Source organism: Roseomonas aerilata DSM 19363 (assembly GCF_000711725.1).
Classification (GTDB): Bacteria; Pseudomonadota; Alphaproteobacteria; order Acetobacterales; family Acetobacteraceae; genus Roseomonas; species Roseomonas aerilata.
Map to the genome: position 1 here is coordinate 95,210 of NZ_JONP01000015.1, position 21,215 is coordinate 116,424.

Below are 21,215 nucleotides of genomic sequence, written 5' to 3' on the forward strand. Positions count from 1 at the left end.
TCACGGCCCGCATCCCTGCGGCCCGTCCTTCCGGGGCGCGCACCCTCGCCCTGTGGAAGTCCTGTAACTCAGCCCGCGGGGCGGGTGTTGGCAAGCGCGGATAGCGCAATCGTCATCTGCGCGGCGGTCAGGAAGTGGTGCGCCGGGGCAGATGCTGCAGGCCCCCCGTCATGGGCGGCATCGCCCAGCAGCACCGGCACGCAGCCGGCGCGGCGGGCGGCCTCCATGTCCAGGGCGTTATCCCCCACATACCAGACAGCCTCGCCGGCTGGGATGCCGCAGGCGGCGCAGGCCAGGCGCATGGGCCGGGGATCAGGCTTGTCCGCCACGCCGTCGCCGGCGCCGACCAGCGCCCGGAACAGCCGTGACCAGCCGAGGCTCGCGGCCTCAGCACGCAGCAGTGGGCCCGACTTGTTGGAGAGGACCGCGAGGGGGGCAAGTTCGGCTGCCTGCCGGATCAGGGCCTCGGCGCCTTCCATCGGGCGCAGCACCGAGAGGTGAGTCGCGCGCACGGCGGCGTAGAAGATGTCCCGCGCGTGCTCCCAGCGGTCGCCGAACAGGGCGGGAAAGCTGTCACGGAGGGAGTGGCGCACCCGGGCGCGCACCTCCTCAAGCGTCCATTCCGGCAGGCCGGCATCGCTCAGCGCCGCGTTCAGCCCCGCCTGGATGGCTGGCCAACCGTCCACCAGGGTGTTGTCCCAATCCCAGACGATGGCGCGGGGGCGTATCATGCAGCGCTGTTGCGGGGGCCGCCCTTCACGTGGCGGGTGAAAATGTCAAAGAGGCGGCGGGTCACGGGGCCAGGCACCCCCTCCCCCACCCGGCGGCCGTCCACGGCAAGCACGGGCTTTACGAAGGAGGTGGCGGAGGTGATGAAGGCCTCTCGAGCGTCTGCGAGTTCATCCAGGGAAAAGGGCCGTTCCTCTGCCTGAAGGCCGTGCGCCTTCATCTCGGCGAGCAGGGCAGCGCGAGTGCAGCCGGGCAGGATGGACTCCCCGAGTGGCGGGATACGGATGGTGCCCGCCGCGTCCACGATCCAGAAGCTGGTTGCCGCGCCTTCTGACACCATGCGGGTCGCGGGATCGTAGAGGATCGCCTCCCCTGCCCCGGCCTCCCGCGCGGCCTGGCGGGCGAGGACGTTGGGCAGGAGGTTCACGCTCTTGATGTCGCGCCTTGTCCATCGGTGGTCAGGCTGCGTAATGGCCGTCATGCTCCAGCCGTCGAGGCTCGACGGATAGGGCGGGATCCGGCGCGCCGTGACCACGAGGCTCACCGGCACCGGCACCTTCGGGAAGGCATGGTCGCGCCGGGCCACGCCGCGGCCGACCTGCATGTAGAGCAGGCCCTCCGTCACCCGGTTGCGGCGCGCCACCTCCGTGAGCACGAGGCGGAGAGAGGCCAGCGGCATCGGCAGGTCGAGCCGGATCTCACGCACCGAGCGCTCCAGCCGCGCAAGGTGCAGGTCGGCGTCCACGAAGCGTCCATCGTAGAGATGGACCACCTCGTAGATGCCATCGCCGAACTGGTAGCCACGGTCCTCGACGTTCACGCAGGCGTCGCGCTGCGCGACGTAGCGCCCGTTCACATAGGCAATGCGCGACATAGGGACCGTCCGTTCACGAAGGCACTTACAGGGGGCGACTCAGGCGGCCGCTTCTATCACGAAACGGATGCCCGGTCCTCCGCCTGCACGCCCAGGAACTTGAGCTTACGGTGCAGGGCCGAACGCTCCATTCCCACGAAATTGGCCGTGCGGCTGATGTTACCGCCGAAGCGAAGAAGCTGTGCCTCGAGATACTGGCGCTCGAAGAGCTCCCGCGCGTCGCGCAGCGGCAAGGTCATGATCTCGCTGGAACGGTCCAGCTTGAGCATGGCAGGGGCGGAGGAACCCACCTCGGGCGGCAGCATCTCCGGCCGGATCGGGTCGGCGGGGCCGCCCGGGGCCATGATCAGCAGCCAGTCCACGAGGTTCCGCAGCTGGCGCACGTTGCCCGGCCAGTCATAGGCCTGCATCGCCGCCATGGCGTCCTCGCTGATCTCGCGCGCCGGGACGCCCGAGTTCTCGGCGGACTTCGCCATGAAGTGGCGGGCCAGCGCCGGCACATCCTCCCGCCGCTCGCGCAGGGCGGGCATGCGGATGGGCACGACGGCGAGGCGGTAGAAGAGGTCCTCGCGGAACCGGCCGGCGGCGATCTCGGCGGTCAGGTCGCGGTTGGTGGTCGCGGTGACGCGCACGTCCACCTTCACGCGGGTCGCGCCGCCAATCCGCTCGAAGCCCTGCTCCTGCAGGGCGCGTACGATCTTGCCCTGGGTCTCCAGCGGCATGTCCGCGACCTCGTCGAGCAGGAGCGTGCCGCCATGGGCGCGCTCCAGCACGCCGGGGCGGCGGGGCTGGGTCATCGGGTCGGGCCCGCCCTCCACGCCGAAGAGCTCCTCCTCGAAGCGGGAGGGGTTCAGCGTCGCGCAGTTGAGGGCAACGAAGGGCTCGTCCGCTCGGCGGGAGCGGGCATGGATGGCGCGCGCCGCGACCTCCTTGCCCGAGCCCGCGGGGCCGGTGATCAGCACGCGCGATCCGGTGGGCGCCACCTTCTCGATGGCGTTCCGGATCTGGGCAATGAGGGAGGAGGTGCCGACCAGCTCCGTCTCCGAGCCGCCGCGGAGCTTCAGCTCGCTGTTCTCGCGCTTGAGGCGGGCAGCCTCCAGCGCGCGGGCAACGATCAGCAGCAGCCGGTCCGACTTGAAGGGCTTCTCGATGAAATCGTAGGCGCCCTGCTGGATCGCCTGCACCGCGGTCTCGATCGTGCCGTGGCCCGAGATCATCACCACGGGCACGCGCGGCTCCTCACGATGGATGGCCTCAAGGATACCGAGGCCGTCCAGGCGGGAATTCTGTAACCAGATATCGAGGATAACGAGGTTGGGTCGCTTCTGGCGGAAGGCCGCCAGCGCCTGGTCGCTGTTCGCGGCCTGCCGGACCTCGTAGCCCTCGTCGGCGAGAACGCCGTCGATCAGGGCCCGGATATCCGGCTCATCGTCCACGATCAGGATGTCATGCGCCATGGCGCAGCATCTCCGTTCCTCTGTCGTGCAATCCTTCGGGCTCCGCCGTTCCGTTCTGGGGCAAGGTGAGCGTCGCACGGGCGCCGCCGTCCGATCCATCCGCGAGCGTCAGCCCGCCTCCATGGTCCTCCATGATCTTCTTCACGATGGCAAGCCCGAGGCCGGTTCCCTTCACCTTATGGGTCACATACGGTTCCGTGAGCCTGTCCCGCTCGGCATCGCCGGGCAGGCCAATGCCGTTGTCCTCCACCGCAATATGCACCCAGGCGCCCGCGACGGAGACCTCCACCGTCACCCGGCCGTCCGCCTCGCCCTGAGGGCGCATGGCGATCGCGTCCGCCGCGTTCTGAAGAAGGTTCGTCAGCGCCTGGTTCACCAGCCGGCGGTCGCAGCGCACCGCCGGCGTATTCTCTGGCATGAGGAGGTCGTAGCGGATGGCAGGGTGCGCATCCCGCTGGAGGACCAGCGCCTCGCGCACGAGGCGCACGGGATCCTCCGGGCGCATCACCGGGTGCGGCATCCGCGCGAAGGCCGAGAACTCGTCCACCATGCGCCCGATATCGCCCACTTGGCGAACGATCGTGTCGGTGCACGCGCGGAATGTGTCGGGGTCGTCCGAGATCTGCTTCAGGTAGCGGCGCTTCAGCCGCTCGGCCGAAAGTTGGATGGGGGTCAGGGGGTTCTTGATCTCATGCGCGATGCGCCGGGCGACATCCGCCCAGGCGGCGGTGCGCTGGGCGGAGAGCAGGGCGGTGATATCGTCGAAAGTGAGAACATAACCCGAAAGCCCGCCCGCGTCGAACTCCGCGCCGATGCGCGCGAGCAGGGTACGGCGGCCGGAAGGGCCGGGCACGGGGATCTCCTCCGTCCGCGCGCGCTCCGGGGTCGCGGCGGCGGCGTGGAGGAAGGCACGGAACTCCGGCACCACCTCCTCCAGCTTCTCGCCCACCGCGGCTTCCAGGTCGCGGCCGAGCAGCTCGCTTGCCGGGCGGTTCGGCAGATTGATCCGCCCATCCGCATCGAGGCCGATCACGCCGGCCGAGACGCCCGCCAGCACGCCCTCGGTGAAGCGCCGGCGGTCGTCGAGCTGGCGATAGGCCTCCAGCAACTCGCTTCGCTGCGCGGCCAACTGGTTCGTCATGCGGTTGAAGGCCCGGGATAGGCTACCGACCTCGTCATCTGCCCGCCCTTCCTCCACGCGGAAGGAGAGATCGCCTCCCCTCACCCGTTCCGCTGCGTTGATGAGACGAGAGATGGGACGCGCGATCTGGTTTGCCATGACCAGCCCGATGAGAACCGCCGCGAGCAGCACGAGGAGGGTCGCAATCGCGAAGATCAGCACGAAGGTGATCTGCAACCCCGAGCGGTTGCGATCGAGCTGGTCATACTCCTGAAAGGCGAGTTCGGTACGCTGCATGTGCTCTATAATGGAGGGATCGAGCGGCCGGTTGATCAGCAGCATCAGCCCGGGGTCAATGTCGAGGGCGACGAGGCCCCTCACCCGCCCCTCCTCACCCTCCGAGGCGAGCACGGCAACATCGCCCTGGCGGGCGATTTCCATCGCCCAGGCCGGCGGCGGGTCGATGACGAGCGAGCTGCCGAGCCCTGCGCTCGCGATCACGCGGCCGAGCACCGGCTCGAAAACGATCGCCTCCGTCAGCCCGCGGAGCGCCGTATGGGTCGTCAGTACCCGGCTGAACCCGATGGTGTTGTCCGGCAGCAGAGGCGCCGCCCGGTTCAGGTCGGCGGCCATCGCCAGGGCATCGGCGCGTATCGTGTTGCGGTTCTCGTCGAGATAGGCGCGGGAGGCCACGAGGCTCGCCTCCAGCGTGTCGCGCACCTTGTCCCCGAACCAGGCCTGGATGCCCAGTTCGAAGAAGAAAGCGGCGAAGACCGCGACGAGTAGCGCGGGCACGACGGCAACGACGCCAAAGAGCATTACAAGCCGGACATGCAGGCGCGAGCCCGCACTGCCCCGCCGCCGCTCCGCCCAGACCCGCACGAGGCGACCCGCAAGGCTCGCCAGCAGCAGCAGCACGACCGCCGCGTTGAAGAAGACGAGAACGGCGGTTTGCGAGGGGCTGGTCGGGCCGAAGGGGTTGCCGCCCGAGAGCACCGCGAAAGAGGCGACGCCGAGCAGCAGGGCGCCCACCGCCAGCGCGAGGGTCATCACCCGGCCCAGAAGCATGTCCGCCAGTCGGCGACCGAGGCCGACGGGTTGCTCCCGCGGGCGGCTCATGCGCCCGCCACGATCACGCCGGTCACGAGAGGCCGCGCACCACCGGCAGTTCCAGTTCCCGGATCTTCTTCCGCAGGGTGTTGCGGTTCAGGCCGAGCATGGCAGCGGCCTTGATCTGGTTGCCGCGCGTATTGGCGAGCGCGAGGCGCAGCAGGGGCCGCTCCACCTCGGCCAACACGCGCTCGTAGAGGTCGCGAACGGGCAACCCGTCCCGCTGGGCGCTCATGAAGGTGGCGAGGTGGCGCTCCACCGCCTGCTCCAGCGTCTCGGCGCTGGTAGGGACCGGGGGGGCGCCGGGGCCGGGCTCGGCCTCCGCCAGCTCGGCCGCCACCGCGTCCTCGCCGATGACCTCCTGCGGGTAGAGCGCCGCGAGGCGCCGCATCAGGTTCTCGAGCTCGCGCGCGTTGCCTGGCCATGGATGGGACTTCAGCCGCTCCACGGCGCCGTTGTCCAGCGACTTGGCAGGCAATCCGGCCTCCCGCGCGCGGTCGAGGAAGTGCCGGGCGAGGAGCGGAATGTCCTCGGCCCGCTCCCGCAACGGCGGCAGGCGGATCGGCACGACGTTGAGGCGGTAGAAAAGGTCCTCGCGGAAGAGGCCCTGGCGGATGGACTGCCGCAGGTCCCGGTGGGTGGCGGCAACGATCCGTACATTGGCCTTGATCGGCGTTCGGCCGCCGACGGTCGTGAACTCCCCCTCCTGCAGCACGCGGAGGAGGCGGGTCTGGGCCTCCGCCGGCATGTCGCCGATTTCATCGAGGAAGAGCGTGCCCCCGGCGGCCTGCTCGAAGCGCCCCACGCCCCGGGACATGGCGCCGGTAAAGGCGCCGCGCTCATGGCCGAACAGCTCCGCCTCGATCAGGTCACGCGGTATGGCCGCCATGTTCACGGCCACGAAGCTGCCGCTGCGCCGGCGGGAGTAGTCGTGCAAGGCGCGCGCAACCAGCTCCTTGCCGGTGCCGGACTCCCCCGTGATCATCACGGTCAGGTCGGTCGTCGTGAGTCTGGCGACGGTCCGGTAGATCTCCTGCATGGCCGCCGAACGGCCGACGAGCGGCAGCCGCTCCTCCTCCGCATCCTCCGACTCGGGCTCCGGGGCCACGGGCGCCGCGAGGGCCCGGCCGACGAGGGAGAGAAGGTCCTTCAGGTCGAAGGGCTTGGGCAGGTAGTCGAAGGCGCCGCGCTGGGCGGCCTTCAGCGCCGTCGCGAAGGTGGATTGCGCGCTCATCACCACCACCCGCAGCTCCGGCCGCACCCGGCGGATGCGCGGCACGAGGTCGAGGCCGTTCTCGTCGGGCATCACCACGTCGGTGATGACGAGATCGCCCTCCCCATCCTCCACCCAACGCCAGAGCGTGGCAGCGGAGGAGGTGGCGCGCACGTTGTAGCCGGCGCGGCCGAGCGCCTGGGCCAGCACGGTGCGGATGGCGCGGTCGTCGTCGGCGATCAGGATGGTGCGTTCGGTCATCTACTTCGCTGGCTTGCTCGGGCGGACTGGGGCGGCGCTGGCGTTCAGGCGGGCTGTCTCAGCCGCGCGCGGGCGGGCGGCGCGCTGCTGGCGGGGGGCATGGCAAGGGACAGGCGGAAGGAGGTGCGGCCGGGCCGGCTGTCGCAGGCGATCAGCGCGCCGTGATCGGCCACGAGCTTGGCGACGAGCGCGAGGCCAAGACCCTGGCCGCCCCGCTTGGTGGTGACGAAGGGCTCGAACAGGCTCGCTCGCACCTCCTCGTCGATCCCCGGCCCGTTGTCGCGCACGCTGACCTCGAGCGGCAGGTGGACGCGCTCAAGCGAGCCCGGCACCGCGAGGCGGACCCCGTGGCGATAGGCGGTGGAGAGGACGATCTCGCCCTTCAGCGGATCCACCGCCTCCGCCGCGTTCTTCACGAGGTTCAGCAGGATCTGGACCAGCTGGTCTCGGTTGCCCCAGACCGGGGGGAGGGAGGGGTCGTACTCCTCGACGATGCGGATATGCGAGGCAAAGCCGGTCGAGGCGATGCGGCGCACATGGTCCAGCACCTCGTGGATGTTCACGGCTTCCTGGACGATCGGGCGCTCGGAGAACATGTCCATCCGCTCGACGAGGTCACGGATGCGGTCCACCTCGTCCTGGATGAGGAGGCAGAGCTCGCGGTCGCCCTCGGAAGCCGCCTGCTCCAGGAGCTGGGCGGCACCGCGGATGCCGGAGAGCGGGTTCTTCACCTCATGGGCGAGCATCGCGGCCATCGCGCTGGCTCCGCGCGCGGCGCCGCGGAAGTTGAGCTGGCGGTCGAGCTTCTGGGCCGTGGAGCCGTCCTGCAGGGTCAGCAGCACGGCGCCGGGCATCTCCGGCAGCGTCGCGCCGCGGGCCGAGACGCCATCGCGGTAGATCCGTGGGGATTGCAGGGTGAGGTCGTGGTCCGAGACCGGCGCATCCGCCGCGCGCACCTGGCGAACGAGGGCGGGCAGGCGCGAGTCCTCCGGCAGCAGGTCCGTCAGCTGCATCTGCCGCAGGCTCGCGGCCGAAATGCCGAGGAAGAGCTCCGCCGCGGGGTTGGCGAAGCGGAACCGCTCCTCCGCGTCCAGCAGCACCACCGGAACCGGCAGCGCCGAGAGCAGGTGCGTGCTGCTGGGCAGCCCGGCCAGAGGATCGGCGAACGAGGTGTCGGGCATGGCGGCTCCCTCAGGCGGCCAGGGCGGCGTTGTCGTCGTGGCCGCGGCCGGCGTCGCGGTACATGTCGCGCACGCCCTCCACCCCGGCGTCGAGCAGCGGACGGTAGAAGCCCTCGATGGCCGCCATCGCCTCCTCGACCGTGTCGGCGGCGTTGATGCGCACCCGGAACTCCGCGCTGCCGGGCAGGCCGCGCGAGTACCAGGCGACATGCTTGCGGGCGAGGCGCAGCCCGGGGTTGCTGCCGTGGTGCGAAAGCATGGCCGCGTAATGGGCCAGCAGCGTGGCGTACTGCTCGGCCAGCGGCGGCGCCTCTGGCATGATCCCGGTGGCGAGGTAGTCCGCCACGAGGCCGGGCAGCCAGGGGCGGCCATAGGCACCGCGGCCGATCATCACCCCGTCCGCGCCCGACTGGCGCAGCGCCTCCTCGGCATCCAGCGGGCCGAGGATGTCGCCGTTGACGATGACAGGGATGGTGACCGCGGCCTTCACGCGCGCGACGAAGGCCCAGTCCGCCGTGCCCGTATAGAGCATCTGGCGGGTGCGCCCGTGCACGGTGACCATGCGGATCCCGCATTCCTGCGCGATGCGGGCGAGGTTGGGGGCATTCAGGGTCGAATGATCCCAGCCCATCCGCATCTTCAGGGTGACGGGCACCGGCACGGCGCGAACCGTCGCCTCCAGGATGCGGGCGGCCTTGACCTCGTCGCGCATGAGGGCGCTGCCGGCCTGCTGGCCGACCGCGACCTTCTTCACGGGGCACCCGAAGTTGATGTCCACCAGCGCGGCGCCGTGGTCGACGGCGAGGCGCGCGGCCTCGGCCATCACCTCCGGATCGCAGCCGGCGAGCTGCACGCTGGCCGGGCCGCCGAAGCCGTCCGTCTCCGCCATCTTCAGGGTCTGGCGGTTCTCGCGCACCATGGCCTGGCTCGCGATCATCTCGCTCACCACCATTGGCGTGCCGAGCCCCCGCGCGACCTGCCGGAAGGGAAGGTCCGTCACGCCAGACATCGGCGCGAGGATCACGGGGCGATCGATGCTGACATCGCCCAGGATGATCGGGCGCAGCGACGGCCTGCCGCCAGCTTGGGCAGCCTCTGCGTGGGATGAAGGTGTCGGCATGGGCAAGTGCCTATCAAACGGGCACGCGCGCGGTCAAGCGGCAATGCCGCGGCAAGTGCCGGAGCGGGCCTGGGCGCGAGCAGCGGCTGCGGCTAGGTTCCGCGCCGCTCGGAAGGGGATGGCCGGATGAAGGTGGCGGCGTTGCTGATGGCGGCGGGGCGCGGGGAACGCCTCGGCGGGGCGGAACCGAAGCAGTTCCTGCCCCTGCTCGGCCTGCCGGTACTGCGCCGCGCGGCCGAAGCGCTGCTGCGTGACGGGTTGGTGGACGCGATCCAGCCCGTCTGCGCGGAAGCAGAGCGCGCGCGGGTGGACGACATGCTGCAAGGCCTCGCCGCCCTGCCTGCCGTGGCCGGCGGTGCCACGCGCCAGGCGAGCGTGCGCGCCGGGCTGGAGGCACTGGAGAACCGCGCGCCTGCCTTCGTGCTCGTTCACGACGCGGCGCGGCCGGTGCTGCCAGGCGGCACCGTCGCCTCGCTTCTTGCCGCCCTGGCGGAGGCCGAGGGCGCCATCCCCGCTCAGCCCGTGGCCGACACCCTGAAGCTGGCCGAGGGCGAGACCGTGCTGCGCACCATACCCCGCGACAGTCTGTTCCGGGCGCAGACGCCGCAGGGCTTCCGCTTCCCCCTTCTGCTGGCCCTGCACCGTGCCGCGCCGGAGGGCGCGACCGACGACGCCTTCCTCCTGGAGGCCGCCGGCCACGCGGTACGGCTGGTGCCCGGGTCTGAGAGCAATGTGAAGATCACCCTGCCGGGTGACCTCGAGAGAGTGGAGGCCACCATAATGAGAGAGATGCTACCGCGAGTCGGCACCGGTTTCGACGTGCACCGGCTGGTGGCGGGTCGTCCCCTCTTCCTCTGCGGCGTGGAAGTGCCGCACAGCATGGGGCTGGACGGGCATTCGGACGCGGATGTCGGCCTGCACGCCCTCTGCGACGCGATCTACGGCGCGCTGGCGGAGGGCGACATCGGCCGTCACTTCCCGCCGAGCGAGGCGCAGTGGAAGAACGCGGACAGTGCCGCCTTCCTCCGCCACGCCGCTGGCCGGATCGCGGCGCGCGGAGGCGTGCTGGCCAATGCCGACGTGACCCTCGTATGCGAGCGGCCGAAGATTACCCCCCACGCGCCCGCCATGATCGCGCGGGTTGCCTCGTTGCTCGGCGTGGACGAGGGGCGCGTTTCGGTGAAGGCGACGACGACCGAGCGGCTGGGCTTCCCTGGGCGCGAAGAGGGCATCGCCGCGCAGGCGGCTGTCAGCCTGCTGGTGCCGGCGTAGCGGGCTCCGGCAGGTCCCGCGTCACGGCGGCGCAGGCGGCGACGACCTCATCGCGCAAAGGCCCGGGGCGCGGGGGGTCCACCAGAGTAGTGAACCAGTGCTCCGGAGGGTTGCGGCCGGCCGCGCGGTGCCATTCAAGACCGCGCAGCACCGCTTCCGCCGCCGGCGGCAGGAAGGTGGGCATAGGGCGGTCGTCCAGCGTGCCCCAGATCGCCGACCAGCAACGGGCGACCGTCCATGGGTTGTAGCCCCCTCCCCCCGTGACGATCAGCCGCGGTGCTTCATCCCTCAGGGCGCGTGTGACGGCCATGTGGCTGTTGTTCGAGAGGGAGAGGCGCGCCAAAGGGTCCTCCTCCAGCGCGTCGGCGCCGCATTGGAGCATGACGGCCTGGGGGCGGAGATGCCGCAGGATCGGCAGGATGGCCGCGTGGAGCACGTGGTCCATCTCCGTGTCGTTGAAGCCGACGGGAACGGGGATGTTGCGCGCATGGCCGCCCGCGCGGTCCTCCAGCCGGCCGGTGAAAGGCCAACGGCCGGCCTCGTGGATGGAAAGGGTGAAGACCCGAGGATCGTTGCGGAAGGCGAGCTCAACGCCATCCCCGTGATGCGCGTCGATATCGACGTAGAGGATGTTGGTCAGCCCAAGGTCCAGCCATTCCAGCAGACCGAGCACGGGGTCGTTGATGTAGCAGAAGCCGCTGGCGCGATCGGGCAGGGCGTGGTGGGTGCCGGCGCCGGGGACGTGGACAACACCCCCTCCCCGCGTCAGCCGTGCTGCCAGGATGGCCCCGCCGGCGCTGGTGGCGGGGCGACGGAAGACCTCCCGGTAAACGGGGTTGCCGTGGGCGCCGATGTGGTGCCGCTCGCGGATCGCCGGTGAGACGGACTGGTCCTCCTCCGCCTGGCGGAGGGCGGCGACGTAGTCGAGCGTGTGGTAGCGCGTGAGCTGCTCCACCGTCGCCCGCGGGCTGTCGAGATAGCGCCGCGGGTCGATCCAGCGGAGCGCACGCAGAAGGTCCAGTGTCGCCGGCACGCGCGGAATGGCCAGCGGGTGCTTTGGCCCATAAGTAGAGCCGCGATAGATCTCGGAGCCAATGAGAAGCGGGCGTGGGACCGTCAGCGCAGCCTCTCCAGGATCGAAACGTAGTTGGCCACGGCCGCCCCACCCATGTTGAAGACACCGCCGAGCGTCGCGCCCGGCACCTGCATCCCGCCGGCCTCCCCCGCCAGCTGCATGGCCGCGAGCACGTGCATGGAGACGCCAGTAGCCCCGATCGGATGACCCTTCGACTTCAGCCCGCCCGAGGGGTTCACCGGCAGCCGCCCGCCTTTGGCCACGGTCCCGTCGAGCACGGCGCGGGCACCTTGGCCCTCGGGCACAAGCCCCATGGCCTCGTAATCGATCAGCTCGGCGATGGTGAAGCAGTCGTGCACCTCGGCGAAGGAGAGGTCGCCGACACCGATGCCAGCCGACTCGTAAGCTCGCCGCCACGCCTCGCGCGCGCCCTCGAAGCGCGTGATGTCGCGGGCCGAGATCGGCATCAGATCGTTCACCTGCTCCGCCGCCAGAAAGCGAATCGCCTTGCCCATCGCCGCGGCCGTCCCGGCATCGGTCAGGACAAGGGCGGCCGCGCCGTCGGAGACGAGGCTGCAATCCGTGCGTTTGAGCGGACCGGCCACCACCGGGTTCCGCTCGCTCTCGGTGCGGCAGAACTCGTAGCCGAGGTCCCGGCGCATCTGGGCATAGGGATTGTCCACCCCGTTACGATGGTTCTTCGCGGCGATGGCAGCGAGGGCGTCCGATTGGTCGCCGTGGCGCTGGAAATAGGCGTCCGCGATCCGGGCGAAAACGCCGGCGAAGCCAGCGGGGATCTCGCCTTCCTCGCGCCGGTAGGCACAACCGAGAAGCACATCCCCTACCTGCGCGCCGGGGATGGCCGTCATCTTCTCGACGCCTACGACCAGGGTGAAGCGGCCTCGCCCGGCGCCCAGGTAGTCCATCGCGCCGTGGATCGCGGCGGAACCAGTGGCGCAGGCGTTCTCGAGCCGAGTAGCGGGCTTGAAGCGAAGCTCCGGCAAGGACTGCAGAACGAGGGAGGAGGGAAAATCCTGCTTCTGGAACCCGCCGTTGAAGTGGCCGACATAGACGGCGTCCACCTCAGAGGGATCAATCCCTGCGTCCTCAATGGCGGCCCTGGCGACGCGGCCGATCAGGGCCTCCGCGTCGGGCGCGTCCTCCAGCTTGCCGAAGGGCGTGTGGGACCAGCCAACGATGCAGGCCCCGTTGTTCGCCGGTGCGGACATTCAGCCCTCCTCTCCCTGTCAGCGGGAAAGATAGGGCGGCGCCCGGCGAACTGTAATGGCCGGCGGCGACCGCCGCCGGACCGGGATCAGCCGCGGAAGAGGCTGAGCAGGCCCTGCGGCGACTGGTTGGCGATACCGAGCGCCTGCGTGCCGAGCTGCTGCCTGATCTTCAGGGCTTCGAGCCGGGCGCTCTCCTTCGCGAGGTCCGCGTCGATGAGCGAGCCCAGCCCGGTGTCGAGGGCGTCCAGCTTCTCCTTATTGTAGCTCATCTGGGCGTCGAGGTAGTTCGAGTTCGAGCCGAAGGTGTTCAGTGCGGTGTTCACCGACGTCATCTTCGTCACGAAGTCGCCCCCGGCCGCCAGGGCCGAGGCTGCGGCTTCCGCAGTGGTCGGCGCTTCCTCGACGATCAGCGTCTCAGCCCCCGCCACGGCGGTCAGGGTGAAGAGGGTCGCCTGCTCGTTCCGTGTGGTGGCGATGTCGCCACCGCCGGCCTCGGTGGAGGTCGTCAGCAGGGTGCGCCCATTATAGGTCGCATCCGAGATGAAGTTCGAGACCTGCGTGCGCAGGGAGGTATACTGCGACTGGTACTGGGTGCGCTGTGATTCGGACAGCGTGCCGTCCGCCAGCTTCACGAGCACGCCGCGGATCTGCGACATCGACTCGGAGACCTTGTTCAGGCCCGCGAGCGTGGTGTCCAGGATTCCCTTGACGCTGCCCATTTGCTCATTGGCGGAGGTAAGGCCGGCAATGTCAGCGCGGACCGACTGGGCAACAGCAAAGGCCGCGCCATCGTCCTTCGCATCTGCCACACGGTAGCCAGTGGAGACGCGCTTCTGCGTCGCAGCAAGGGACTCATTGGTCCGGTTAAGCGATTGCAGCGCGACCTGCGCGCCGATGTTGGTATTGACCGAGTTCGTCGCCATCGGGGTCTTCCCTTCGCGTCGGCAGGTTTCCTGCCCTCTCGACGAGGATGGGCCCTGGAGGTGAAGGAAAGGCTAACGGCGTCCGAGTCCACGCGGCCAATGGGCGACCGACCTGCCGGAATCAGAAGGCCCCGGCGCGGGGGCCGGGGCCTTCCATGATCGAGCCGCGAAGCGGCGATCAGTCGCCCTTGTACTGGACGGCCTGGCGGCCGCGCTGGCCGTCGCGCACATCCAGCGCCACCTTCTGGCCCTGCTGCACGTCGGTCACGCCGGCGCGCTGGAGCACCGAGGAGTGGAGGAACACGTCCTGGCCGCCATCATCCGGGGTGACGAAGCCGAAGCCGCGCACCTGGTCGAACCACTTGACGGTGCCGTTCACGGCGTAGGTCGGGCCACCCTCGTCGCGGCCGAAGTCGCGGCGCGGCGGGCGATCACCGAAATCACGGCGCGGGGCGCCGAAGCCACCACCGCCGCCGGGGGCACCGAAACCACCACCGCCACCACCGAAGTCACGGCGCGGCGGACGATCGCCGAAACCACCACCGCCACCACCGAAGTCACGACGCGGCGGACGATCGCCGAAGCCCCCACCGCCACCACCGAAATCACGGCGCGGCGGACGATCGCCGAAACCACCACCGCCACCACCGAAATCACGGCGCGGCGGACGATCGCCGAAGCCACCACCACCCGCGGCGCCACCCGGACCGGGCTTCAGCTCCACGATGCGGGTCACGAGGCGGCGGCCCTGACGGTCGGTCCCGATCTCACAGACGAGCTTGTCGCCCGTCTCGGCCGACTGGATGCCGGCCTCAGCCATTGCGGATGCGTGGAAAAAAACGTCCTGCCCATCGGGACCAAGCACAAAGCCAAAGCCCTTGCGGCCGTTGTACCACTTCACCTCAGCCTCTACGGGCCCGGTGCCACCCTGCGATTCATTCTCGGGGAACACTGTATCTCTATTTCCGCAAACCAGTCGGCCCGACGGGATGCAGGACCGGTATCGTCATGCTCGCACGGTCCTGCAAGGAATGCTAGGTGAATCGACGCGGGTCATAGGCGGCGATGTCAATCGGGGGCTTGGCACCCGCCGCCAGGGCTGCCGCCACCTGCCCGCTCCGCGGCCCGCCGACCAGCCCGACATGGCCGTGCCCGAAGGCGAGGATCACATCCGGCGTGGCGCGTGAATGGCCGAGGCAGGGTAGGCCATCAGGCATCGAGGGGCGGTGGCCCATCCACAGGGAGACGCGATCCTCCGGCAGATCGGCCGGAAGCGACGGAAAGCACCGCTTCAGGTGGTCCCGCAGAATGCCGGCGCGCGCCCAGTTCGGGGCCGCTTCCAGCCCCGCGATCTCGACCTGCCCGGAGACACGGAGCCCGGCGCGGGTGGCGGTGATCGCCATCTTCCCGTCGGAGGGCATGATGGGGATGCGCGGCCCGGTCTCGGCCCCCCGCACCACGGCGTGATAGCCCCGCTCCGTCTCGAGCGGCACGCGCGAGCCGGCCTGGGCAGCCAGCGCCCGGGATCGGGCGCCGGCGCAAATGACGGCCCGATCAGCGGCGATCTCCCCCTCCCCCGTGGTCACGGCGCAGAGGCGGCCGCGCTCGATCCGGAAGCCGGTGGCGGTCGCCTGCAGGAGGGTCGCCCCCTCCGCCTGGGCCTGGGCCACGAGGGCAGCCACGTAGGCGCCCGGATCGGTGCAGTGCCCGGCTTCCTCGAACAGGGCGCCGAAGCCGTAGCGGCGGTCGAGCTCGGGCTGAAGCTGGCGCATCTCCTCCGGCCCGATCTCCTTCCAATCGAGCCCCACCGCGCGGCGGATGCGCCAGCCGAGCGCCTCCGCCTCGTACTCCGCCCGGGAAGGATAGACATACATGAGGCCATCCCGTCGAATCAGCCCCGACACCCCAGCGCGCTCGGCCAGGGCGCGGTGGAGGGCTGGCCCGTCCCGAAGGAGGGTCCGCAGGGCCTCGGCGGTGCGCAGCACCCGCGCCTCGGTGGCGCCTGAGCGGAGATAGGCGAGGAGCCAGGGCAGGACCCGTGGCAGGTAGGACCAGCGGATGGCCAGCGGCCCCAGCGGGTCCATCAGAAAGCCAGGCACCTTCCGCCAGAGCCCCGGCGTCGCCGGTGGGATGACCGACATATGCGAGAGCCAGCAGCCGTTCCCATAGGAAGCGGCCTGTTCCCCGCCGGGCGGACCGGGGTCGAGGATGGTGACGCGCAGGCCCCGGTCGAGGGCCGAAAGAGCGGTGCAGGCGCCGACAATGCCGGCGCCGATCACCACCAGGTGGTTCCCCGCTCCGGGGCCGCTGCTCGATCCGGCCCCGGCCGGATCAGCCGGCATCGACGATCGCGCGCTTCGCCATGACGGTGACGAGATGGGCGCGGTACTCGGCGCTGCCGTGGATGTCGCCGTTCAGTCCGTCCGCGGACTGGCGGATATTGGCGACCGCCTCCGGCGACCAGTTGGCCGCGAGCGCCGCCTCCATCTCCGCCTGGCGGAACACGCCCGGGCCGGCGCCGTTCACCACCACCCGCACGCCAGCCGGGCCGCGCGCGACGAAAACGCCGGTCATGACGTAACGAGAGGCCGGGTTGCGCATCTTGGCGTAGCCGGCCTTCTCGGGGATCGGGAACTCGACCGCCGTCAGCAGCTCCCCCGGCTCAAGGGCCGTGGTGAACATGCCCTGGAAGTAGTCATCGGCCGCGATGCGGCGGCGGTCGGTCACGAAGGTGGCGCCGAGGGCCAGCGCCGCGGAGGGATAGTCGGCCGCCGGGTCGTTGTTCGCGAGGCTGCCGCCGATGGTGCCGCGGTTGCGGACCTGCGTGTCGCCGAGATGGCCCGCCATCCAGGCAAGCGCAGGGATCGCGGCCTTCACCGTCGGGTCGTTCTGGATCTCCTGGTGCCGGGTCATGGCGCCGATGACGAGCTTGTCGCCCTCCCGCCGGATGCCGCGCAGCTCGGCGATGCCGGAGAGGTCGATGAGGGCCGAGGGCTTGTCCAGCCGGTGCTTGAGCGCCGGCAGCAGCGTCTGGCCGCCCGAGATGGGGCGCGCCTCGGGGTCGGCCAGCAGGCCCACGGCCTCGGCGACGGTGGTGGGCTTGTGATAGGCGAAGTCGTACATGGCGATCAGACCTCGGCCGGGGCGAGGGCGTCGCGGCGGCCATGGATGACCTCCTGCGCCGCGGCAATCGCCTTGACGATGTTGTGGTAGCCCGTGCAACGGCAGAGGTTGCCCTCCAGCCCTTCGCGGATCTCGTGCTCCGTCATCCCGTCCGGGTGCTTCTTCACGAGGTCGATCGCGGACATGACCATGCCGGGCGTGCAGAAGCCGCACTGCAGGGCGTGGTACTCGCGGAAGGCTTCCTGCATCGGGTGCAGCGTGCCGTCCGGCGCGGCCAGGCCCTCGATGGTCGTGACGGAACTTCCCTCGGCCTGCACGGCCAGCATGGTGCAGGACTTCACGCTCTCGCCGTCCACATGCACCACGCAGGCGCCGCACTGGCTCGTGTCGCAGCCGACATGGGTTCCCGTGAGGCGCAGCTTCTCCCGCAGCAGCTCGACCAGGAGGGTGCGGCCCTCCACCTCGACGCTGTGGCGCTGGCCGTTCACCGTCAGGCTGACATTCGGCATCTTCGGCTCCCGCTCCGGTCCTCAGGAAGGACCTCAATCCACGGGAGGGTCGCCCGGCACCCGGGATGCGTCAAGCGAGGCGCCCCTCCCCCGCCCTTAATGAAGGGGCGAGGCGTCGCGTGCCAAGGGGTTCTCCGCCTCCGGCAGGTCGTGCAGATGACAGGCGGCGGTATGGCCGGGGCTGGTCGGCTTCAGGAGTGGCTCGTCGACGCGGCAGCGGTCGAAGACATAGGGGCAGCGGGTATGAAAGCGGCAGCCCGAGGGCGGGTTGATCGGGCTCGGCACGTCGCCGCGCAGGATGATGCGCGTCCGCGCCGACCCGGGCTTGGGCACCGGCACGGCGGAGAGCAGCGCCTGGGTATAGGGGTGCTTGGGCGCCGCGAAGAGCGAGCGGCGGGGCGCCACTTCCACGATCTTGCCGAGATACATGACGGCCACGCGGTGCGTCATGTGCTCGACGATCGCGAGATCGTGGCTGATGAAGAGCAACGCGAGGCCGAGCTCCTTCTGCAGGTCCTGCAGCAGGTTGACGATCTGCGCCTTGACCGAGACGTCAAGCGCCGAGACCGCCTCGTCGCAGATGATGAGGTCGGGCTCGGCGGCGAGCGCGCGGGCGATGCCGATGCGCTGGCGCTGGCCGCCGGAGAACTCGTGCGGCCACCGGCCGATCGCGTCGCGCGGCAGGCGGACGGTGTCCATCAGTTCCGCAAGGCGGCGATCGAGGTCGGCCTTGTTCTTCGCGAGGCTGAAGTTACGGATCGGCTCGGCCAGGATGTCGCGCACGCGCATCCGTGGATTGAGGCTGGAGAAGGGGTCCTGAAACACCACCTGCACGCGCCGCCGCATCGGACGGAGCTGGGACTGACGGAGGGTGTCCACCCGCTGCCCGTCGAGCACCACCTGCCCCGCGGTGATGTCGAAGAGCCTGAGCACGGCCTTCCCGACCGTGGACTTGCCGCAGCCGGACTCGCCCACCAGCGAGAGCGTCTCGCCCTTGGCAATATCGAAGGAAATGCCGTCCACGGCGTAGACATGGCCGGTGACGCCCCCGAGCAGCCCGCCGCGGAGCGGAAAGTGCTTCTTGAGGTCGTCGACGCGCAGCAGCGGCGCGGTGTTGGTCAGGCTGGCGCTCATGCCGCGAGGAGTTCCTTCTCGGCGTAGTGGCAGGCGGCGGTGTGGGCAGGGGCCTTCGGCTCCAGCGCCGGGGCGACGGCGCGGCAGAGCTCGGTGACCTTCGGGCAGCGCCCGGCGAAGACGCAGCCGTCGATCCGCTTCTTGAGGCTGGGAACGAGGCCGGGGATCTCCGCCAGGCGTTCCGTCGTGCCGTCCAGTGAGGAGCCGAGCTTCGGTACTGCCCCGAGCAGCCCCTGGGTATAGGGGTGCTTCGGGTTGGCGAATAGGTCCTCCACCCGGGCCTCCTCGACCTTGCGGCCGGCATACATGACGATCACCCGTTCCGCGACTTCCGCCACCACCCCGAGGTCGTGGGTGATGAGGACGATGGCCGCGCCGACCCGGTGCTTGAGGTCGCGCATGAGGTCGAGGATCTGAGCCTGGATGGTCACGTCGAGCGCCGTCGTCGGCTCGTCGGCAATCAGAAGCTGCGGGTTGCAGGCCAGGGCCATCGCGATCATCACGCGCTGGCGCATGCCGCCCGAGAGCTGGTGCGGGTACTCTTTCACCCGCCGCTCCGGCGCGGGGATGCCGACGAGGCGGAGCATCTCGACCGCCTTCGCCTCCGCCTGCTGGCGGCCGAGGCCCTGGTGCAGGCGCACCGTCTCGCCGATCTGGCGGCCGACCGTCAGCACCGGGTTGAGCGAGGTCATCGGCTCCTGGAAGATCATGCTGACCTCGTTCCCCCGGATGGCGCGCATCTGGGGCTCGGACAGCTTCGCCAGGTCCTTGCCCTGGAAAAGGATCTCGCCGGCGATCTTGCCGGGGGGCTCAGGGATCAGCCGCAGGATGGACATGGCGGTGACGGACTTGCCGCAGCCGCTCTCGCCGACGATGGCGACGGTCTCGCCGGCGTTGACGTGGAAGGAGAGGCCGTCAACCGCCCGGTTCACGCCGTCGGGCGTGCGGAAATGGGTCTGGAGGTTACGGACCTCGAGGAGGGGTTTCTCGGCCATGCCTCAGACCTTCTTGGCCATGCGGGGATCGAGCCAGTCGCGCAGCCCGTCGCCGAGGAGGTTCACCGCGAGCACGGTGAGGGAGAGGAAGATCGCGGGGAAGAAGACGATGTAGGGCTTCACCTGCCAGAGCGCCCTGCCCTCCGCCATGATGTTCCCCCAGGAGGGAATGATGGGCGGGGTGCCCGCGCCGATGAAGGAGAGGATGCTCTCCGCGATCATGGCGCTGGCGCAGATATAGGTGGCCTGCACCGTCAGCGGCGCGAGGGTGTTGGGCAGGATGTGGCGGACGATGATGCGGGGCGTCGAGGTGCCCGACGCCACGGCCGCGTCCACATAGGGCTGTTCCCGGAGCGATAGAACCACCCCGCGCACCAGGCGCGAGACGCGGGGAACCTCGGCGATGGTGATGGCGAGGATCACGTTGCCGACGCTACCGCGGGTCAGCGCCATGAGCGCGATCGCGAGCAGGATGGAGGGAATGGACATCAGCCCGTCCATGATCCGCATGATGATCGCGTCGGCCCAGCGGACGAAGCCCGAGACGAGGCCGATGGTCAGGCCGATCACCGAGGAGAAGAAGGCGACCGCGAAGCCGACGACCAGAGAGACGCGCGCGCCGTAGAGCACGCGGGAATAGACGTCCCGCCCGAGCATGTCGGTCCCGAACCAGTACATGGCCGAAGGCTCTCGCGTGCGCCGGGCGGGGGCGAGGGCCGTGGGGTCTACCGTCCAGAGCAGCGGCGCGAGGATCGCCATCAGCAGGATGAGCAGCATCAGCCCGCCGCCGATCGCGATGGTGGGGTTGCGGCGCAGGAAGCCGAGGAAGCCCCGGCGCTGCTTCACCGGCGGCAGGATGTCGGGCATCGGCGCCGCAGCCGCGACGTTCTCCGGCCGAAGGGCATCCCGGGGGATCATGCCCTGGGGGATCGTGGAGGTGCTCAATAGCGGATCCTCGGATCGAACAGGGTGTAGAGAAGGTCGATGATCAGGTTCACCAGCACGTAGGTGAAGGAAAAGAGCAGGATCACGCCCTGGATCACCGGGTAGTCGCGGCGGAGGATCGCGTCCACCGTCAGCCGGCCGAGGCCGGGAATGGCGAAGACGCTCTCCGTCACCACCGCGCCGCCGATCAGCAGCGCGACGCCGATGCCGATCACGGTCACGATCGGCACCGCCGCGTTCTTAAGCGCGTGGAGGAAGAGGATGCCCGGCTGCGCCACGCCCTTGGCGCGGGCCGTGCGGATATAGTCCTGCTGCAGCACCTCAAGCATCGTCGCGCGCGTAATGCGGGCGATAAGGGCGATGTAGACCCCGCCGAGCGCAATGGCCGGCAGGATGAGGTTCTGGAACCAGGGCCAGACGCCGCGGGAAAGTGGCGTGTAGCCCTGTACCGGCAACCAATCGAGCTCCAGCGCGAAGACATAGGCGAGGAGGTAGCCCACCACAAAGACCGGCACCGAGAAGCCGAGCACCGCGAAGCCCATCACCAGCCGATCGATCCAGGTGCCGTTCTTCCAGGCCGCGATGACGCCCATCGGTACCGCGATGCATACGGCGAGGATGAGGGTGATGATCATGAGTGAGAGCGTTGGCTCGATCCGCTGCTGGATCATGGTGCTGACCGGCAGGTTGGTGAAGATCGAGGTGCCGAGGTCACCTCGCATGATGTTCCAGGCCCATTCCGCGAAGCGCACGAGATAGGGCCGGTCCAGGCCCAGGCTCGCGCGGATGCGCTCGACATCCGCCGGCGTCGCCTGGTCGCCCGCGATCACCGCCGCCGGGTCGCCGGGAGAGATATAGAGAAGACTGAACACGAAGAGAGCCACCACCGCCATGACGGGGATGGTGGCAACGATCCGGCGGAGCGTGTAGGCGAGCATCCGGTCC

Annotated in this window: 19 protein-coding genes; 1 reads left to right on the plus strand and 18 read right to left on the minus strand. The window is 69.8% G+C overall.

From position 1 onward, the window contains the following. Positions 1–68: 68 nt before the first annotated feature. The 7 genes from BO39_RS17825 to dusB are packed head-to-tail and all read right to left on the minus strand — an operon-like array spanning position 69 to position 9,065. Entirely contained in the window at positions 69–731 is a 663-nt protein-coding gene (locus tag BO39_RS17825) for an HAD family hydrolase (protein ID WP_084698217.1), read from the minus strand. Beyond that, positions 728–1,603 (minus strand): D-amino-acid transaminase, encoded by an 876-nt coding sequence (locus BO39_RS17830; protein ID WP_043835878.1) that lies wholly within the window; start codon positions 1,601–1,603, stop codon positions 728–730. The genes BO39_RS17825 and BO39_RS17830 overlap by 4 nt, the downstream gene beginning before the upstream one ends. A gap of 56 nt (positions 1,604–1,659) precedes the next feature. Further along, on the minus strand, positions 1,660–3,060 hold the full coding sequence (gene ntrX, locus BO39_RS17835) for a nitrogen assimilation response regulator NtrX (RefSeq protein WP_043835881.1): 1,401 nt from the start codon (positions 3,058–3,060) through the stop codon (positions 1,660–1,662). Further along, positions 3,050–5,299 (minus strand): sensor histidine kinase NtrY-like, encoded by a 2,250-nt coding sequence (locus tag BO39_RS17840; RefSeq protein ID WP_043835883.1) that lies wholly within the window; start codon positions 5,297–5,299, stop codon positions 3,050–3,052. Before BO39_RS17840 ends, ntrX begins: the two co-directional genes overlap by 11 nt. A gap of 22 nt (positions 5,300–5,321) precedes the next feature. Next, positions 5,322–6,764, minus strand: coding sequence for a nitrogen regulation protein NR(I) (ntrC, locus tag BO39_RS17845; RefSeq protein WP_043835885.1), 1,443 nt, complete (start codon positions 6,762–6,764; stop codon positions 5,322–5,324). Between the two features lie 44 nt (positions 6,765–6,808). Further along, complete coding sequence (locus BO39_RS17850; protein ID WP_052402257.1) at positions 6,809–7,945, minus strand: two-component system sensor histidine kinase NtrB; 1,137 nt, start codon at positions 7,943–7,945, stop codon at positions 6,809–6,811. Positions 7,946–7,955: 10 nt separating this feature from the next. Beyond that, entirely contained in the window at positions 7,956–9,065 is a 1,110-nt protein-coding gene (gene dusB, locus BO39_RS17855) for a tRNA dihydrouridine synthase DusB (RefSeq protein ID WP_043835887.1), read from the minus strand. Between the two features lie 126 nt (positions 9,066–9,191). Between dusB and ispD the strand changes: the two genes are divergently transcribed. Beyond that, complete coding sequence (ispD, locus tag BO39_RS17860; protein WP_043835889.1) at positions 9,192–10,337, plus strand: 2-C-methyl-D-erythritol 4-phosphate cytidylyltransferase; 1,146 nt, start codon at positions 9,192–9,194, stop codon at positions 10,335–10,337. Here ispD and BO39_RS17865 read toward each other — a convergent pair. The 11 genes from BO39_RS17865 to BO39_RS17920 form a co-directional block, all read right to left on the minus strand. Continuing rightward, entirely contained in the window at positions 10,315–11,457 is a 1,143-nt protein-coding gene (locus BO39_RS17865) for an acetoin utilization protein AcuC (protein WP_043835976.1), read from the minus strand. The two genes, ispD and BO39_RS17865, sit on opposite strands and share 23 nt — an antisense overlap. Continuing rightward, positions 11,454–12,641: an acetyl-CoA acetyltransferase gene (locus tag BO39_RS17870; RefSeq protein WP_043835891.1), complete on the minus strand. Its 1,188-nt coding sequence runs from the start codon at positions 12,639–12,641 to the stop codon at positions 11,454–11,456. The genes BO39_RS17865 and BO39_RS17870 overlap by 4 nt, the downstream gene beginning before the upstream one ends. An 86-nt stretch (positions 12,642–12,727) precedes the next feature. Then, positions 12,728–13,564: a flagellin gene (locus tag BO39_RS17875; RefSeq protein ID WP_043835894.1), complete on the minus strand. Its 837-nt coding sequence runs from the start codon at positions 13,562–13,564 to the stop codon at positions 12,728–12,730. Between the two features lie 178 nt (positions 13,565–13,742). Next, positions 13,743–14,516, minus strand: coding sequence for a cold shock domain-containing protein (locus tag BO39_RS31180; protein ID WP_084698218.1), 774 nt, complete (start codon positions 14,514–14,516; stop codon positions 13,743–13,745). An 82-nt stretch (positions 14,517–14,598) separates the two neighbouring features. Further along, entirely contained in the window at positions 14,599–15,906 is a 1,308-nt protein-coding gene (locus BO39_RS17890; RefSeq protein WP_052402258.1) for an NAD(P)/FAD-dependent oxidoreductase, read from the minus strand. Further along, positions 15,896–16,687, minus strand: coding sequence for an FAD binding domain-containing protein (locus BO39_RS17895; protein ID WP_043835902.1), 792 nt, complete (start codon positions 16,685–16,687; stop codon positions 15,896–15,898). Before BO39_RS17895 ends, BO39_RS17890 begins: the two co-directional genes overlap by 11 nt. 5 nt (positions 16,688–16,692) lie before the next feature. After that, positions 16,693–17,196, minus strand: coding sequence for a (2Fe-2S)-binding protein (locus tag BO39_RS17900; protein ID WP_043835905.1), 504 nt, complete (start codon positions 17,194–17,196; stop codon positions 16,693–16,695). Positions 17,197–17,292: 96 nt separating this feature from the next. Beyond that, positions 17,293–18,330: an ABC transporter ATP-binding protein gene (locus tag BO39_RS17905; protein WP_043835906.1), complete on the minus strand. Its 1,038-nt coding sequence runs from the start codon at positions 18,328–18,330 to the stop codon at positions 17,293–17,295. Continuing rightward, positions 18,327–19,325 (minus strand): ABC transporter ATP-binding protein, encoded by a 999-nt coding sequence (locus BO39_RS17910; protein ID WP_043835907.1) that lies wholly within the window; start codon positions 19,323–19,325, stop codon positions 18,327–18,329. Before BO39_RS17910 ends, BO39_RS17905 begins: the two co-directional genes overlap by 4 nt. Before the next feature lie 3 nt (positions 19,326–19,328). Beyond that, positions 19,329–20,270: an ABC transporter permease gene (locus BO39_RS17915; RefSeq protein WP_420493643.1), complete on the minus strand. Its 942-nt coding sequence runs from the start codon at positions 20,268–20,270 to the stop codon at positions 19,329–19,331. After that, on the minus strand, positions 20,267–21,208 hold the full coding sequence (locus BO39_RS17920) for an ABC transporter permease (RefSeq protein ID WP_043835909.1): 942 nt from the start codon (positions 21,206–21,208) through the stop codon (positions 20,267–20,269). Before BO39_RS17920 ends, BO39_RS17915 begins: the two co-directional genes overlap by 4 nt. Positions 21,209–21,215 lie beyond the last annotated feature (7 nt).

What these genes read in the sequence shown, in the direction of transcription:
- BO39_RS17910 (WP_043835907.1), bottom strand. Translation starts at nt 19,325, where the DNA reads ATGGCCGAGAAACCCCTCCTCGAGGTCCGTAACCTCCAGACCCATTTC.
- BO39_RS17875 (WP_043835894.1), bottom strand. Translation starts at nt 13,564, where the DNA reads ATGGCGACGAACTCGGTCAATACCAACATCGGCGCGCAGGTCGCGCTG.
- ntrC (WP_043835885.1), bottom strand. Translation starts at nt 6,764, where the DNA reads ATGACCGAACGCACCATCCTGATCGCCGACGACGACCGCGCCATCCGC.
- BO39_RS17825 (WP_084698217.1), bottom strand. Translation starts at nt 731, where the DNA reads ATGATACGCCCCCGCGCCATCGTCTGGGATTGGGACAACACCCTGGTG.
- BO39_RS17890 (WP_052402258.1), bottom strand. Translation starts at nt 15,906, where the DNA reads ATGCCGGCTGATCCGGCCGGGGCCGGATCGAGCAGCGGCCCCGGAGCG.
- BO39_RS17830 (WP_043835878.1), bottom strand. Translation starts at nt 1,603, where the DNA reads ATGTCGCGCATTGCCTATGTGAACGGGCGCTACGTCGCGCAGCGCGAC.
- BO39_RS17900 (WP_043835905.1), bottom strand. Translation starts at nt 17,196, where the DNA reads ATGCCGAATGTCAGCCTGACGGTGAACGGCCAGCGCCACAGCGTCGAG.
- ispD (WP_043835889.1), top strand. Translation starts at nt 9,192, where the DNA reads ATGAAGGTGGCGGCGTTGCTGATGGCGGCGGGGCGCGGGGAACGCCTC.
- dusB (WP_043835887.1), bottom strand. Translation starts at nt 9,065, where the DNA reads ATGCCGACACCTTCATCCCACGCAGAGGCTGCCCAAGCTGGCGGCAGG.
- BO39_RS17920 (WP_043835909.1), bottom strand. Translation starts at nt 21,208, where the DNA reads ATGCTCGCCTACACGCTCCGCCGGATCGTTGCCACCATCCCCGTCATG.
- BO39_RS17870 (WP_043835891.1), bottom strand. Translation starts at nt 12,641, where the DNA reads ATGTCCGCACCGGCGAACAACGGGGCCTGCATCGTTGGCTGGTCCCAC.
- BO39_RS17840 (WP_043835883.1), bottom strand. Translation starts at nt 5,299, where the DNA reads ATGAGCCGCCCGCGGGAGCAACCCGTCGGCCTCGGTCGCCGACTGGCG.
- BO39_RS17895 (WP_043835902.1), bottom strand. Translation starts at nt 16,687, where the DNA reads ATGTACGACTTCGCCTATCACAAGCCCACCACCGTCGCCGAGGCCGTG.
- ntrX (WP_043835881.1), bottom strand. Translation starts at nt 3,060, where the DNA reads ATGGCGCATGACATCCTGATCGTGGACGATGAGCCGGATATCCGGGCC.
- BO39_RS17850 (WP_052402257.1), bottom strand. Translation starts at nt 7,945, where the DNA reads ATGCCCGACACCTCGTTCGCCGATCCTCTGGCCGGGCTGCCCAGCAGC.
- BO39_RS17905 (WP_043835906.1), bottom strand. Translation starts at nt 18,330, where the DNA reads ATGAGCGCCAGCCTGACCAACACCGCGCCGCTGCTGCGCGTCGACGAC.